Here is a 14,329-nt window from a genome sequence, read left to right as displayed (position 1 = left end):
GTGCGGTTTTTTTCTATCTGCTGTTTCGCTAATGTAGCCAGCGAATGGCACTGTTGAGCATACTGTTATAGCTATCAAGCGGTGCGCCGATACTGGCAATGAGTATTGTATCTGCTCGCTCACCTCGGTTTATATGTCCAGCAAAGCGTTCGTCGCTGAAATCTTCAGCGCCAGTGCCAAAGGGCTGTTCATCAGATGGGACAATAAAGACTGTCATTGGGCCAAAATCAGATTCAAATACTAAATGCAGGCCTTTTTTACCTTGGAAATCACAAAACGTAAGGTACGTTACTTTACCTGGTAGCTCATCTAAGTGTCCGCCGATCGTGGCAAACTTTTTGTTCACATAGGCAAGATCAATTGCCTCGTGTTTATCAAGCGATCCAATCTCATGGTATAAATGTGCAAAAGCATGTTCACCGACACTGTAGAGAGTATGTTGTTTGTTGGTGACAAAGAAAATACTTACGGCGACTAAAAACGACGCTGCTGCGGCTAAATAAAGGCGCTTAAAGGCGAATCGAGATTTTGCCTCAATAATTGTGTCAAGTGGTTGCTCAGCCGTTTGCTCCTCAGCCGTTTGCTCTTCAGTACGATGCTCCTCAGCGGCATAGGTGTTTTCAATAATGCGTGCGGCAAGGTTTTCGGGCACGGGTACATTTAATGCGCTGTGAATTTCATCATCAAGTGCTCGCACATCATTAATAAATGCGTGTTTTTCTGTGTCCTGCTCGGCAAACGTTTCAAGGTCCTTATCAATCGTGCTTGGTTCGGCGAGGATGCGGCGGCGAAACTCGAGTTCATCCATTACTTTGATGCTCCTCTAAGTTGGTCATCATCACTGCTTAAAGCCTCTTTAAGCTGGTTTCTGGCACGAAAAAGACGTGTCATAACGGTATTTTTATTTAAATCGAGGATCTCGGCAATCTCATCGCCAGAACACCCCATTACAACTTGTAAGAGTAATGGTTCTCGATATTCATCTGCTAACTTTCCGATCTGTCGTTGGATCACTGTTTGTTCCATTTCAGCGTCTAAGGTTGTGCTTCTTTCATCTACTAGCGTCTCGTTTTCAACGTCGGCGTAGTCAAATTGTTTACGCTCAAAACGACGGGCGTTTTCGCGCCTTAGTATGGTTAAAAGCCAGGGTTTAACCGCGTGCTGATCTTGAAGCGAATCCAAGGCACGCCAAGCTCTCAGGAAGGTTTCCTGCACTAAGTCTTCGGCAACACTTTGATCACGACACAACCAATATGCAAAGCGAAAAAGCTCACTGTGGTAGATATGAACCAGCGCTTCATATCGCTTCTGTTTTTCTGTCATAGTAATTAAGACCTGCCTATCAGAAAAAAAATTTCTGATATTATTCATTATTTTTAATAACAGCTAACCTCAAGATTAGCTGTTATTTTTCATTATTTTATTACTATTAATTGATTTTAATCGTAAAGATTTTTCAATGTCTGATTTTGCGCCGCCGATTTAGGGTGTTTTTCAGCCTGGTTAAGCTGATTAACAATCAGCACTAAATCAGGTTTTTCATGCGATGAACTATAGAGTTTTGCACGTAATTTGGCAATTTCAGAGTTTAATGATTCATCGTTTAGTGTGGCTAGCAGTGAGTCTAAAGCCCCCGTTGTTTTTCCTGTGTGGTGTTTTGCATAGCGACTTAATGCACTATAAAACGCAGTGTATTTACCTTGCTTAGCTAACTTTTTAAGCTCGGGTAATAAGGATGAAGTCGTCGCTGAAGTGTGCGTTGACTCTCCTGTTGATTGAGGGCGTTTTTTAAAATACAGCACCAGTGTCACTAACCACAGTATGTAACCGGCAACGGCAATAATTATCAGCCAAGTTGGCGTACTTAACTGAGTAACGACAGCAGGTGTGCTGTTATTTAAGCTAGGCGTGGCTGCTTGCTCTGTAGGCGCTGTAACAGCTGCTTGAGGTGGCGTGAGCGGGTTAGTGCTTGGTACGACGGTAATCGAGCGTGCAGGGATTGTTGCATAGCTTATACGATTAATTTTAGTGTTGAACCAAGGCAGCTTGATTTCGGGCAGTGTATACGTTCCCGGGGTTTGCGGTAATAAAGCATAAGAGGCTGTTTGCTGAGAAATGACGCGGCCATCGCGAACAAGGTGATTGTTCTCTTTTTCGTCAGGGTAGCTTCTAAAACCTTGCACTTGCGGCATATCGATATCAGGAAGCTGCTCTTTAGTCACGCCCAGTGCCGTTAAAGTAATGGTGCGCGTAATCGGGGTGCCAACTTCTACAGTGTCATCTTTTGGTTGCCATTGCTCATCAAGGTTAACCAGCTCACTTGGCAACCAAGCACCAGAGTAGTTATCAGGAATCGGTTTGATTTCTGCGTCAATATCTTCGCCCATCGCAGAGATTTCCATTTGGCGATAGTTTTGACGAATACGGCCATTAAACACAGGGGCTGTTATGGTGTGAATGCCACTTTTTTGTGGTTGCACTAAGTATTCACGGGTGATCACTAAATACCGTTTACCGTCAATCAGTTCATAGCTTTCTGATTGCTTGTTAATAGGGGTTAGTTCAGCATCTGCCATGACTGGTGTCGTTAGGTTACCATCGAGCAGTTCTTTGTTATTGTCTAAGTACAGTTTAACTGTGTAAACACCTGCTTCTTGAACATATAAGTTGTTTGGCTTGAGGCTGGTTTTTATAAACGCATCTTTATTTTGCTCTGACGATTGGCTGCGTTTAGAAACGCTAAGTTGAATTGGTTTTGAACTTACACCTGCTACCGTAAAAGCTGGAATAGTGTAGGTGCCTTCCTTACGCGTCATGAGTTTTACAGACCAATTAGTTTGTTTACTAATTTCGCCGTTAATAATGTTTGTGCGTGAGCTCACACTGGTTGGCCCAACGACAAAGTCTTTTAATAATACAGAGGTGTCGGGTTGTTCACTGTTAATCGTGTCGTCTGCAGAAATAGTGAGGATAAAAAATTCGCCCGCAAGGACGGGGTTTTTATCAACACTGGCCTGTAGTTGGGTGGCGGCCCAAAGCGGCGCTGCCGCGATTAGCAATAAACAACATAATAATCGCATTACCATGATTTTTCGGCTCCTCGTGGACGACGTTGATAGTTTCGTTTTTGTGCTTCTAACTGCATTTTATTTCTTAATAAGATAGCGGGATCATCAGGAACTTTACGCAGCAACTGATTCAGTTGCTGGGCTTTCTCTTTTTCTTCATTTGTTAGTTCAGCCGCTTGTGCCTGCATAGCTTGTTGTTCAGCTTCTTTTTTAGCTTGTTCATCACTTTGCATCGGCTCTGGCTGCGCGTCTTTTTGCTCGGGTGTTTGCTCAGGCTTTTGTTCACCAGAGTCGGATGGTTGCGCTGATTCAGATTGCATTTCAGGTTTATTTTTTTGCTCGCTGTTTGACTCGCTTTGCTCACCTTTCTGATCCGATTGTTTATCTTGCTCAGAGGGTTGTTCACCTTCTTGTTGCTCGCTCTGTTCGCTGTTTTCACCTTGCTGCGAATTATCGCCTTGTTGCTTTTGCTGGTCGTCTTGCAGACCATCCTTGTTTTGTTGGTCAGAATTTTGCTGTTGATCTTGTTGTTGCTGTTGTTGATTTAATAACTGCTCAACAAGTGCTTGATTTTCTTGTGCCTCAGTAAAATCATCTTGTAACTGTTGAGCTTGCTTATAGGCATCAATGGCTTGTTCTAGCTGCCCAGCTTTAGCCAGAGCATTACCGTAGTTATAAAGGCCTGTTGCAGACTTATCTTGGCTAAAAGCATCAACCGCAGCTTGGTAATTACCTTGCTGATAAAGTGCGGCTCCTTTTAGCTGGGTGTTATCTGTATTAACGGCCTGATCAAACTGCTTTTGCTGATATGCATCCAAAGCGCGTTGATCTTGGTTTTTAAACACTGCTGGTAACTCTGCGGCGTGTATCTGCTGTTGTGGTAGTAGCATAATAAACATAAAACCAAGCACTAGGCTGCTGCCCCGGATTAAAAAGAGTGCCAGTGGCATTAAAATCAGTAAGCCATAAATACCTGCATCGATACGCCATAACGTTTGGCTTTGTTTTTCGTCTTTGAGACGCTCTGCGTTGGCGCTGGGGGCGAAGGCTTTTATGTCTTGGTTACTGGTTTGATATAACGCAAATTTGCCTCCACTGTTACGAGCAATTGCTGTTAAGCGGCTGATATTAAGAGTGGGAATGACGATTTGCCCCTGTGAGTCTTTCAAAAAGCCGCCTTCAGGTAACTTAATGGGGGCGCCTTGTTCAGTGCCAACGCCGTAGACATTTAAGCGGTAGCTCGATTGAGCAGTAAAGCGACTAATGTCATCGTGATCGAGTTGATCAATACCATCGGTTACCAAAATAATGTCACCGTCTAAATACCCGGCTTGCTTTAGTAAATCATCGGCTTTTTCAAGGCCATCAATCACGTTTGACCCTTTGCTTGGCATAATATCTGGACTCAAACTTGGAATCAGATTCGCTAACGTGCTGGCATCATTAGTTAAAGGCGAAATAGTAAATGCTGACCCCGCATAGGCCACAAGTGCAGTATCACCCTCTTTAAATAGCTCAATCATATCAAGTGCTTTAAAACGCGCTTGTACTAATCGGCTGGGGGCTATGTCGGTACTGAACATTGAGTACGACATATCCATGACGATAACGCGTGCATTTTTTGCTTGAAACACGGGCACCTGTTTTTTCTCAAAGCTTGGGCCGGCCGAAAAAACAATCGCAAGCAGGCTAAATAACGCCACCAACCAGAGTGGTTGTTTTTGTTTGTTGTGACTTTCGCTCATAACAAATTGTGCAAGGTGCGGTGCAATTAAATCAGCTGGAGCATGCTTTTTATTTCGTACAAATAGCACGCTAAAAATAATCAATGCAGGCAGCAATAACCAAAGTAGGGTAGGGCGAATAAACTCAAAATCCATGCTTAGACCTCCCGTTTAAATTGGCGAATAAAATTAACAAGCAAGGCAAGTGCAATAATGCCCAACGCTGCAAGTAAGGGTAAATAAAACAAGGAGACTTGCGGGCGGAATGTTTGTTCATCACTGCTGATAGGCTCCAGTTTATCGAGCTCTTTATAGATTTGCTGAAGCCCTGCGACATCCTTCGCTCTAAAGTAGAGACCACCGGTTTGTTCTGCAATGCGTTTTAGTAAGCCCTCATCTAGATTACCGCCACTCATTCCGCCCATGTTAAATAAGCTAAAACCGCGAGGGTTATCGGAACCTACGCCTATGGTGTACACTTTTATTCCCTCTTCACGGGCAAGTAACAGCGCGTCATCAGGGTCAAGGTTGCCTGCAGTGTTTTGGCCATCTGTTAACAACACCACAATACGGTTACTTTCGTCTTTGTTGGCAAACCGTTTTACCGACAGCCCTAAAGCATCACCAATCGCTGTGGCACGGCCAACTAACCCAATTTGGGCTTCGCTGAGCATTTGGCTTACTGTTTTTACATCGCGGGTTAGTGGGGTTTGTAAAAAGGCGGTATCACCAAATAAGATCAGTCCTAAGCGGTCGCCTTGGCGTTGCTCTATAAAGTCACTGAGTACCGCTTTTACCATGGTCAGCCGGTCAACATATTGTCCTTGATACGCCATATCTTGCTCTGTCATCGAACCTGATAAATCAACTGCCAGCATGATATCGCGGCCTTCATTTGGTAAGGTAATTGGTTCATCAAGCCATGTTGGATTGGCAATAGCGATAACCAATAGCGCCCAAATTATCCACTCGACTATCGATACCTTGCGGCCGTGGTCTTGTACGGCTTGATTATTAAGGCCTAACTTAGCAAATCCAGGGATACGCAAACGCAAGTTACCTTGTTGCTTTAGCGGCTTTAAGCGGCTTAATAACCAAGGTAAAGGTAATAAAATAAAGCACCATGGCCAGCTAAACTCAAACATTAATAGACTCCTTGAGTTTAAAATTATTGATGGCATGGCGTAATTTTACACCCAGCTCGGCATGGTTATTGTCTGGTTGATAAAGTTGCATTAATTCATCATAGCTAAAGGTGTCGCCGCTAAGCTGTGACAAACTCTGTGACCATTGTGCCACAGGCTGAGCAGCTAATTGTTCTGTGTAGTAGTGACGTGTTAAGCGTTTTAAAATGATATGCAGCGCCTGCACGTCGTCATCTGCGAGTGTGCGACTTAGTTCAATAGCCTGTTTTTTGGCTTTTTTAAATTGGTTATTTTTATATAACTGCACCAAGCCAATAATCAAAAGCACACAGACTATTGAGATTATTAGCCACCAAATAGGCGCAAGTGGCCACCACGCAACCTCTGCGGGTGCAATGACATCATGTAAGCCATCGAGCGGATTTGTTTGCATTGTTACTTTCTCACTAATTGCAGCTCAAGCGGTGTGGCTGCACTGAATGAAATTAAACTCAGCCCCGATTTCTGTAAGCGTTTTAGTCTTTGAGTAAAAGAGTGCTCGGCTGATTTTGCGAAGCGTTCACGGAATTGTTTGTCCATTAATGGTAGGGCTAAATCTTGGCCATTAGCAGACACAGTGACGGTTTGCTTAAATGCCGGCAGCTGATGCTCAAACGGGTCACTGATATGACAACCAATTAGTTCGCAGTGTCTACTGAGCATTTCAAGCTGTTTAAAGCTTGCTTCATCAAGAGCATTAAAGTCTGAAACAATATACACAAGGCTTCCTGGCTTTGCTAAGTGATTTAATCGTTTGAGATTATCGCTGAATAAGCTGGAAGCTGTTTTGTCGATATTGTTAAGTGCGTTGCTGTGAATATCGCATAAATTATGGCAAAGCTTTAATACTGCTTTTTCACGTGATATAGGTTTTAGCTCATGATGACTGTGTTGGTTGAACACCAAACCACCTATGCGGTCACCTCGTTGGCAGGCCGACCATGCTACCAGCGCACTGATATGCGCAGCTTGCACCGACTTTAATAATAACCGAGAGCCAAATAGCATCGAGTTTGAAAAGTCAGTAAAGACAAAAACAGGACGCTCTTTTTCTTCTTGAAACAGCTTTGTGTGGGTTTCGCCAGTACGTGCTGTTACACGCCAGTCGATAGAGCGTATATCATCACCAGCTTGGTAATGGCGCACTTCGGCAAATTCCATCCCACGCCCCTTATGAGGCGCAAGATATTGCCCAGCTAAGCTGTTTTTGATTTTTACTTTGGGCGCAAGTTCAAGCAAGCGAGCCTTAGCTTTGTAATACATCAACTCTTTGAGTGATAAATTAACGCCTTGACTATGACTTGCAGCTAACCACGCCGCTGTATCAAATTGGCTAGACATAGTTTATGGCACTGCAACCAATTCTAGGATGCGACTGATAACGTCATCCTTACTAATACCATCGGCTTGGGCTTCGTAGCTCAAAATGATGCGATGACGTAACACATTGTGAAGAACCGCTTGGATATCATCGGGGGCAACAAAGTCGCGACCTTCAAGCCATGCATGTGCACGGGCACATTTATCAAGCGCGATTGTGGCACGCGGACTGGCACCGTATTCAATCCAGCGGCCAAGTTGTTCATCAAGTTCTGATGCTTCACGGGTTGCAACAATTAATTGCACTAAGTACTTTTCAAGCGGTTCAGCAAGGTATAAGCCTAAAATTGCTTTTCGGGCGGCAAATAATTCGCTTTGGCTAATTTGCTCTGTACTCGCTTGTTTATCAGAAATTGCTTCGCCACGCGTCAGACGCAAAATATCAAGCTCATGCTCAGCGCCCGGGTAATCAATGCTTAAGTGTAATAAAAAGCGGTCTAGTTGTGCTTCTGGCAGAGGGTAAGTCCCTTCTTGCTCTAATGGGTTTTGCGTTGCCATCACCATAAACAAGTCTGACAACGGGTAAGTGTTTTTGCCAACGGTTACTTGGCGTTCTGCCATCGCTTCGAGCAATGCAGACTGCACTTTTGCAGGAGCACGGTTAATTTCATCAGCCAAAATCAGGTTATGGAATAACGGCCCTTTTTCAAAGACGAATTCGCTTGTTTGCTGACGATAGATATCGGTGCCTGTGACATCTGCTGGTAACAAGTCAGGGGTAAATTGAACCCGTTGGAAACTGCCTTCAACGCCTTTAGCTAGCGCGTTAACAGCACGCGTTTTAGCAAGTCCTGGCGGGCCCTCAACCAATAAATGACCATCCGCTAAAATAGCGATTAACAGTGCTTGAGTTAATTGAGGTTGGCCGATAATTTGCGTGTCTAAGTATGATTTTAATTGTGAAAATGCGTTAACTGCCATAATAAAAAGACTGTCCTAAAAGCGTGAGTCAAAGTTCATTTTTGTGAAGCGCCAATAAACACTATTCAGTGCCGATAAATTATCCAAGCGATACTGTGATTGGGGCGCTATCAACAAGTTATAAGGATTCAAAAGTCATAACACAAGTGTTAGACAGAAAATCCTAAAATAGTTCGTTATTTTTTAAGGATTTTTAGCCTAGCATATAAATGGTGCTATTTTTTGTAAATAGGTCGAAAAAAGCCTATGGTTGGTAACTTACTATTGGCATTCATACACGGGTTGTTTTAGAATCAGGAAAAACAAACAGGTCAGACCTGTCAGCGGGAGAGCATAAATGTCTGAGCAAAACATACTTAAAACAGCAAAGGGCGATCGTATCGCTATCGTTAGCGGCTTACGAACGCCATTCGCAAAACAAGCCACAGCATTCCATCATGTACCAGCCCTTGATATGGGCAAGTTAGTTGTCAACGAAATGCTTGAGCGCCTTAACTTCGATAAATCTGAAATTGATCAATTGGTATTTGGGCAAGTAGTGCAAATGCCAGAAGCCCCTAATATTGCCCGCGAAATAGTGCTTGGTACCGGTATGCCTGTCTCTGTTGATGCGTATTCGGTATCACGTGCGTGTGCAACAAGTTTCCAAGCAATTGCCAACGTAGCCGAGTCAATTATGGCGGGGTCTGTGCAGGTTGGTATTGCTGGCGGTGCTGATTCATCGTCTGTATTACCAATCGGTGTGAGCAAAAAATTAGCGGGCAGCTTAGTTGATTTAAACAAGGCGCGTACGTTCGGGCAGCGTTTAAAAATATTCTCTAAATTGCGTTTAAAAGACTTAATGCCGGTACCGCCAGCCGTTGCGGAATACTCTACAGGTTTATCTATGGGTCAAACAGCTGAGCAAATGGCTAAAACGCATAACATTAGCCGTGCTGACCAAGATGCACTTGCGCACCGTTCACACACGCTTGCGAGCCAAGCATGGGCCGACGGTAAATTAAAAGACGAAGTGATGACGGCACACGTTGCACCGTATAAGAGCTTCATCGAGCAAGATAACAATATTCGTCATAACTCAAGTATTGAAGGTTACGCTAAATTAAAACCAGCCTTCGATCGCCAACACGGTTCAGTGACGGCGGCAAACTCAACGCCATTAACTGATGGGGCCGCTGCGGTGCTTATGATGAGCGAAAGCAAAGCAAAAGCACTGGGTTACAATATTTTAGGCTATGTCCGTAGCTTTGCGTTTTCGGCAATCGGTGTGCACGAAGACATGCTTATGGGCCCAGCCCATTCAACACCCATCGCGCTTGACCGTGCGGGCATCACATTAGCTGATTTAGATTTAATTGAAATGCACGAAGCATTTGCAGCGCAAACACTGGCAAATATGAAAATGTTTGCATCAGATAAGTTTGCCCAAGAAAAGCTGGGTCGCAGCAAAGCGATCGGTGAAATTAACATGGACAAGTTCAATGTGTTAGGTGGCTCGCTTGCTTACGGTCACCCATTTGCGGCAACAGGTGCGCGCCTGATCACGCAAAGCTTACATGAACTTAATCGTCGCGGTGGCGGCCTTGCTTTAACGACTGCCTGTGCAGCGGGTGGCTTAGGTGCAGCCTTTGTATTGGAGAGTGCGTAATGACAGATTCAGTATTTAGTTTATCGGTAGGTGATGACGGTGTTGGTGTTGTGACAATTGATGTGCCGGGTGAAAAAATGAACACCCTGCGCAGTAGTTTCGCAGAAGATTTAAAAACACTCTTAAAAGACGCACAACAACAAGCTGTTAAAGGCATGGTATTTATTAGTGGTAAAAGCGATAACTTTATTGCTGGTGCCGACATTAAAATGCTTGATAGTGCAAACAGTCGTGAAGATGCATTAGCGCTGAGCGAGATGTGTCAGCAAGCGTTTTTCGATATGAAAAAACTACCATTCCCAACAGTCAGTGCCATTCATGGTGCGGCGCTTGGTGGGGGATTAGAGTTTGCATTAGCGTGTGATTATCGTGTCTGTTCAGACAGCGACATCACGAAGCTGGGTTTACCCGAAGTACAACTAGGCTTATTACCTGGGGGTGGGGGTACTCAGCGCTTACCTAAATTAGTTGGCTTGCAAAAAGCGCTCGAATGGATGCTAACAGGTAAACAAGTACGTGCAAAACAAGCGAAAAAAACAGGCTTGGTAAATGATTGTGTACCGCACAGTGTATTACTTGAAGTTGCAAAAGAGTTTGCCCTTAAAGGGAAAGCGAAAGTAAGCAAGCCTAAATTAGACCGCTTGAGCCAATTGTTAGAGTCAAACCCGTTTGGCCGCAATATTATTTTCAAAAAAGCCCAAGAAAATGTGCTTAAGAAAACGGGCGGTCATTACCCTGCGCCTTTAGCAATTATTAAAGCCGTGCGTGCGAGTGTTGAACTTGATCAATTAAAAGCATACAAAACAGAAGCAGAAGGCTTTGCAACGCTTGTTATGAGCGACGAGTCTAAAGCGTTGCGTGGTATTTTCTTTGCAACCACTGAAATGAAAAAAGAGTGGCGTAATGATGACGCACCAGCCATTAGTAAAGCCGCAGTTCTTGGCGGCGGATTGATGGGCGCGGGTATTGCCCACGTAAGTGCTGTTAAAGCGGGTGTGCCTGTGCGTATTAAAGATGTGGCTGAAAAGGGCATTAGTAATGCAATGAACTACAGCTACAAGATATTAGACAAAAAGCAAAAGCGCCGTATTTTATCAAAAGCCGAGCTGCAACAAACCATGAGCCGTATTACAGGCACGACAGATTACAGCGGCTTTAAACACATTGATATTGTTATTGAAGCTGTGTTTGAAGATTTGGCACTTAAGCAAGGTATGGTGGCCGATGTTGAGCGTGAGTGCCAAGACACCACGATTTTTGCAAGTAATACATCGTCATTACCGATTGCACATATTGCCGCTAATGCTGCACGCCCAGAGAATGTAATAGGATTGCACTACTTCTCACCTGTAGAAAAAATGCCATTGGTTGAAATAATTCCTCACGCTGGTACGTCTGAAGACACCATTGCGCGCGTTGTTAATTTTGCTCGTAAGCAAGGTAAAACGCCGATTGTGGTGAAAGACATGGCGGGTTTTTACGTAAACCGTATTTTAGCGCCGTATGTAAACGAAGCGGCTAATTTACTGCTTGCGGGTGAACCTATTGAGAAGATTGACCAAGCGCTTGTTGAGTTTGGTTTCCCTGTGGGTCCATTAGCTTTACTTGATGAAGTTGGCATTGATATTGGCTCTAAAATTGCGCCAATTTTAGAAAAAGAATTGGGTGAGCGTTTTAAAGCCCCTGATGCCTTTAATCGTTTAATCGATTCTAAACGTTTAGGTCGTAAAACGGGACGTGGTTTTTATCTTTACGACAAGAAAGATAAAAAAGTGGATGAGTCAGTTTACGAGTTATTGGGTGTGACTCCTTCGCCACGTCTAAATAAAAGCGAAATAGCCAAACGCTGTGTGGCACAAATGCTAAATGAAGCGGTACGTTGTTTAGATGATGGCATTATTGCCAGCCCACGTGACGGTGATATTGGGGCTATTTTTGGTATCGGCTTCCCACCGTTCTTAGGCGGCCCATTTAGCTATATGGATAAGCTAGGGGCGGCGCAAGTGAGCTCTGAAATGGCAACATTTGCAAACTATAACCCTATTTTTACGCCATGCGATACATTAAAGGCAATGGCTGAGAATAAGGGGCATTTTTATCAAAGTGCTGAAGAGTCTGTTGTTGAACAACAGGAATCACACCTAGACCCTGTCGAAGTAACGAAAGAAGTGGTTGAAGATGAGCAAGCCTCAGAAGAGCCAAATGCTGAAACAACTAAAAGTTAAGCTGTTAGTTAACGAGTGACTTCATACTAAAAGCCCTGTTCCTATTGAACAGGGCTTTTTTGTTGCTGTATTGGCTATAAGTTGTATTTAAAGTAGGGGAGTGATTTGCTATAACAGACTTTATTTAGCAAACGACTAATCACCATGACTCTCACCACTGCGCGATTAACTTTAAGACCTTTAAATGCCGATGACTGGCCATTATTTTATGCATTACACAACGATATTGATGTGATTGAAAAGTGCTTTGATAAACCCTCTGAAGCACATGTACGCGCTAAGTTTAATGAACGCTTAAAGCCTTGGTCACCAGGTGGCAATACGCCGTTGTGTTTGGTGATAGTCGAAACCTGCACGGGCAAAGAAGTCGGGGTGACAGGGTTTACGTCATCCACTGTGCCAAATAGCCAAGAAGTAGGCTATTTGCTACTGCCAAACTTTCATGGCCGTGGTTATGCTACTGAGTCATTAAAAGCGGTGCTTGATTATGCTATTCGCGAACACCGCGTTTGTGAATTTAAAGCCGTGGTCACTGAGGGCAATGTCGGTTCAGAAAAAGTGCTGGAGAAATGTGGTTTTCAGTTAATTGAAAAACAGCCTGATGCTTATATGATAGGGGGTATTTTGTATACCGATCATCATTTTTATTTGAATCGCACTGATCACACCCTGTGATCAGTGCTGATGTAACTAGCGAAGAGGTTAAAGGTGCAACTCAATCGCTTTTCTGTCTTTTTCAGGCATGTTTGCGACCACTAGATTAAACGAATTATCAATCATACGTTCAATCTCCCCTTGTGGTACTGTGCCATCTAAAATAACGGTATTCCATAAACGTTTATTCATGTGATAACCCGGGACCACGGATGGGAAAATATCTCGCAATGCTTGGGCTTCATCAGGATCGCATTTTAAATTTAACCACCAAACAAGGTTACCTTCATCGTCAATTTGGCCTTCTTTTCCCTCTACGAGAGTGGCAAACATTTTATGGTTAACCTTATAAACATCGACATCTTGGCCAAATGGTTGGGTGATCATCACCAATGGCTTTTTCATTAAATATTCGTGTACTGTGTGTTGATTCATGATCCAATCCTTGAAGTCATTTTTCGTAGTTATAAACATAGCAGAATTTTTAAGTTTGGAGATATCTATTTTTATAATTTGCTGAAAACTAGGATAAATAATGCGGGTGATGGAAAACTGCAAATTTTTATTGAACAAAAGCCATTACGTGGTAAATTTCTGTCATCAAAAAACGATAGGAATACACCCATGCCTAAGGCAAGTGAAGTAAAAAAAGGCGCAGCGATTGAATACAATGGCCGTGTTTTAGTAGTAAAAGATATCCAGCGTTCTGTGCCGCAAGGTCGAGCTGGTGGTAGCTTATACCGTATGCGTTTATACGATGTTGTTACTGGCGGTAAAGTCGATGAGACGTTTAAAGACAGTGACATGTTAAAGCTTGCTGATTTGACGCGTCGTGAAGCAATGTTTTCTTATATTGATGGCGAAGAATATGTGTTCATGGACAATGAAGATTACACGCCTTATAACCTTAATAAAGACGCAATTAGCGAAGAAATTTTATTCGTTAACGAAGAAACACAAGGTGTGCATGTCATTGTGATTGATGGCGCGCCTGTTGGTATCGATTTACCTTCAAGTGTAGAACTTGTTGTTGAAGAAACTGACCCTTCGATTAAAGGTGCCTCTGCGAGTGCACGCTCGAAGCCTGCGCGTTTAACTACTGGGTTAACGATTCAAGTACCAGAGCACATTTCAACGGGCGATCGTATTCGTATTAATACTGCTGAACATAAGTTTATGGGTCGAGCAGAAAAATAATTATCAGATCATCTGTAAAAGCCGACATTTGAAGTGACCCCCAATAGTTGGACATTCCAATTACTGGGGGTCTTTTTATGTCCAAACATCATCGAGCTTTTAAGCTCAAAATAGCAGAGCTCGCTTTGTCTGAAAGCTCTTCGACAGTAAGTAACAGATTTAATGTTACAGATAGGCAGGTCCGATATTGGACCGCTATTTATCGAATTCATGGCGCTGAAAGCTTCAGGTCTGTTCACAAACCTTATTCTCAAGCATTTAAGGTAGAAGTGTTAAAAACGATGACAGCAAACAGTTGGTCACTCGGTTATACCAGTGCTTTCTTCGA

At 43.5% G+C, this 14,329-nt stretch carries 14 protein-coding genes; 5 read left to right on the top strand and 9 right to left on the bottom strand.

What is annotated here, in order from left to right:
• Positions 1–28: 28 nt before the first annotated feature.
• From LPA49_RS14820 to LPA49_RS14785, 8 genes are all read right to left on the bottom strand, one after another.
• The gene (locus LPA49_RS14820) at positions 29–808 is read right to left on the bottom strand and encodes a DUF3379 family protein (RefSeq protein ID WP_065978768.1); all 780 of its coding nucleotides are present in this window, start codon (positions 806–808) and stop codon (positions 29–31) included.
• Positions 808–1,371, bottom strand: coding sequence for a sigma-70 family RNA polymerase sigma factor (locus LPA49_RS14815; protein WP_074988664.1), 564 nt, complete (start codon positions 1,369–1,371; stop codon positions 808–810). The genes LPA49_RS14820 and LPA49_RS14815 overlap by 1 nt, the downstream gene beginning before the upstream one ends.
• A gap of 68 nt (positions 1,372–1,439) precedes the next feature.
• Complete coding sequence (locus tag LPA49_RS14810; protein ID WP_230236966.1) at positions 1,440–3,086, bottom strand: BatD family protein; 1,647 nt, start codon at positions 3,084–3,086, stop codon at positions 1,440–1,442.
• Positions 3,080–4,948: a VWA domain-containing protein gene (locus LPA49_RS14805; protein ID WP_230236962.1), complete on the bottom strand. Its 1,869-nt coding sequence runs from the start codon at positions 4,946–4,948 to the stop codon at positions 3,080–3,082. Before LPA49_RS14805 ends, LPA49_RS14810 begins: the two co-directional genes overlap by 7 nt.
• Before the next feature lie 2 nt (positions 4,949–4,950).
• Positions 4,951–5,937 (bottom strand): VWA domain-containing protein, encoded by a 987-nt coding sequence (locus tag LPA49_RS14800; protein ID WP_036969987.1) that lies wholly within the window; start codon positions 5,935–5,937, stop codon positions 4,951–4,953.
• Positions 5,930–6,370 (bottom strand): DUF4381 domain-containing protein, encoded by a 441-nt coding sequence (locus LPA49_RS14795; protein ID WP_074988660.1) that lies wholly within the window; start codon positions 6,368–6,370, stop codon positions 5,930–5,932. The genes LPA49_RS14800 and LPA49_RS14795 overlap by 8 nt, the downstream gene beginning before the upstream one ends.
• 2 nt (positions 6,371–6,372) lie before the next feature.
• Entirely contained in the window at positions 6,373–7,317 is a 945-nt protein-coding gene (locus LPA49_RS14790; RefSeq protein WP_230236959.1) for a DUF58 domain-containing protein, read from the bottom strand.
• A 3-nt stretch (positions 7,318–7,320) separates the two neighbouring features.
• Entirely contained in the window at positions 7,321–8,277 is a 957-nt protein-coding gene (locus LPA49_RS14785; protein WP_036969980.1) for a MoxR family ATPase, read from the bottom strand.
• A 337-nt stretch (positions 8,278–8,614) separates the two neighbouring features.
• Here LPA49_RS14785 and fadI point away from each other — a divergent pair, with 337 nt between their 5' ends.
• The 3 genes from fadI (at position 8,615) to LPA49_RS14770 (ending at position 12,825) form a co-directional block, all read left to right on the top strand.
• Positions 8,615–9,925 carry an acetyl-CoA C-acyltransferase FadI gene (fadI, locus tag LPA49_RS14780; protein WP_036969977.1) on the top strand — a complete coding sequence of 437 codons (1,311 nt, stop codon included), beginning with the start codon at positions 8,615–8,617 and terminating at the stop codon, positions 9,923–9,925.
• On the top strand, positions 9,925–12,150 hold the full coding sequence (gene fadJ / locus LPA49_RS14775; protein ID WP_036969975.1) for a fatty acid oxidation complex subunit alpha FadJ: 2,226 nt from the start codon (positions 9,925–9,927) through the stop codon (positions 12,148–12,150). Before fadI ends, fadJ begins: the two co-directional genes overlap by 1 nt.
• Before the next feature lie 144 nt (positions 12,151–12,294).
• Entirely contained in the window at positions 12,295–12,825 is a 531-nt protein-coding gene (locus LPA49_RS14770) for a GNAT family N-acetyltransferase (RefSeq protein WP_036969973.1), read from the top strand.
• A 27-nt stretch (positions 12,826–12,852) separates the two neighbouring features.
• Here LPA49_RS14770 and LPA49_RS14765 read toward each other — a convergent pair whose 3' ends face one another.
• Positions 12,853–13,239 (bottom strand): MmcQ/YjbR family DNA-binding protein, encoded by a 387-nt coding sequence (locus LPA49_RS14765; RefSeq protein ID WP_036969971.1) that lies wholly within the window; start codon positions 13,237–13,239, stop codon positions 12,853–12,855.
• 189 nt (positions 13,240–13,428) lie between these two features.
• On the opposite strand from LPA49_RS14765, the gene yeiP reads away from it, so the two are divergent.
• Together yeiP and LPA49_RS14755 are read left to right on the top strand one after the other, a co-directional pair.
• A complete protein-coding gene (gene yeiP, locus LPA49_RS14760) occupies positions 13,429–14,001 on the top strand; it encodes an elongation factor P-like protein YeiP (RefSeq protein ID WP_036969970.1) in 573 nt (190 codons plus the stop codon).
• Positions 14,002–14,078: 77 nt separating this feature from the next.
• On the top strand, positions 14,079–14,329 hold a 251-nt coding region (locus LPA49_RS14755), incomplete at its 3' end, for a helix-turn-helix domain-containing protein (protein ID WP_218640583.1).

Origin of the sequence: Pseudoalteromonas sp. MB41 (assembly GCF_020966275.1) — a bacterium.
GTDB classification, from domain to species: Bacteria; Pseudomonadota; Gammaproteobacteria; order Enterobacterales; family Alteromonadaceae; genus Pseudoalteromonas; species Pseudoalteromonas lipolytica.
This window is presented reverse-complemented; position numbering and strand designations above follow the sequence as displayed.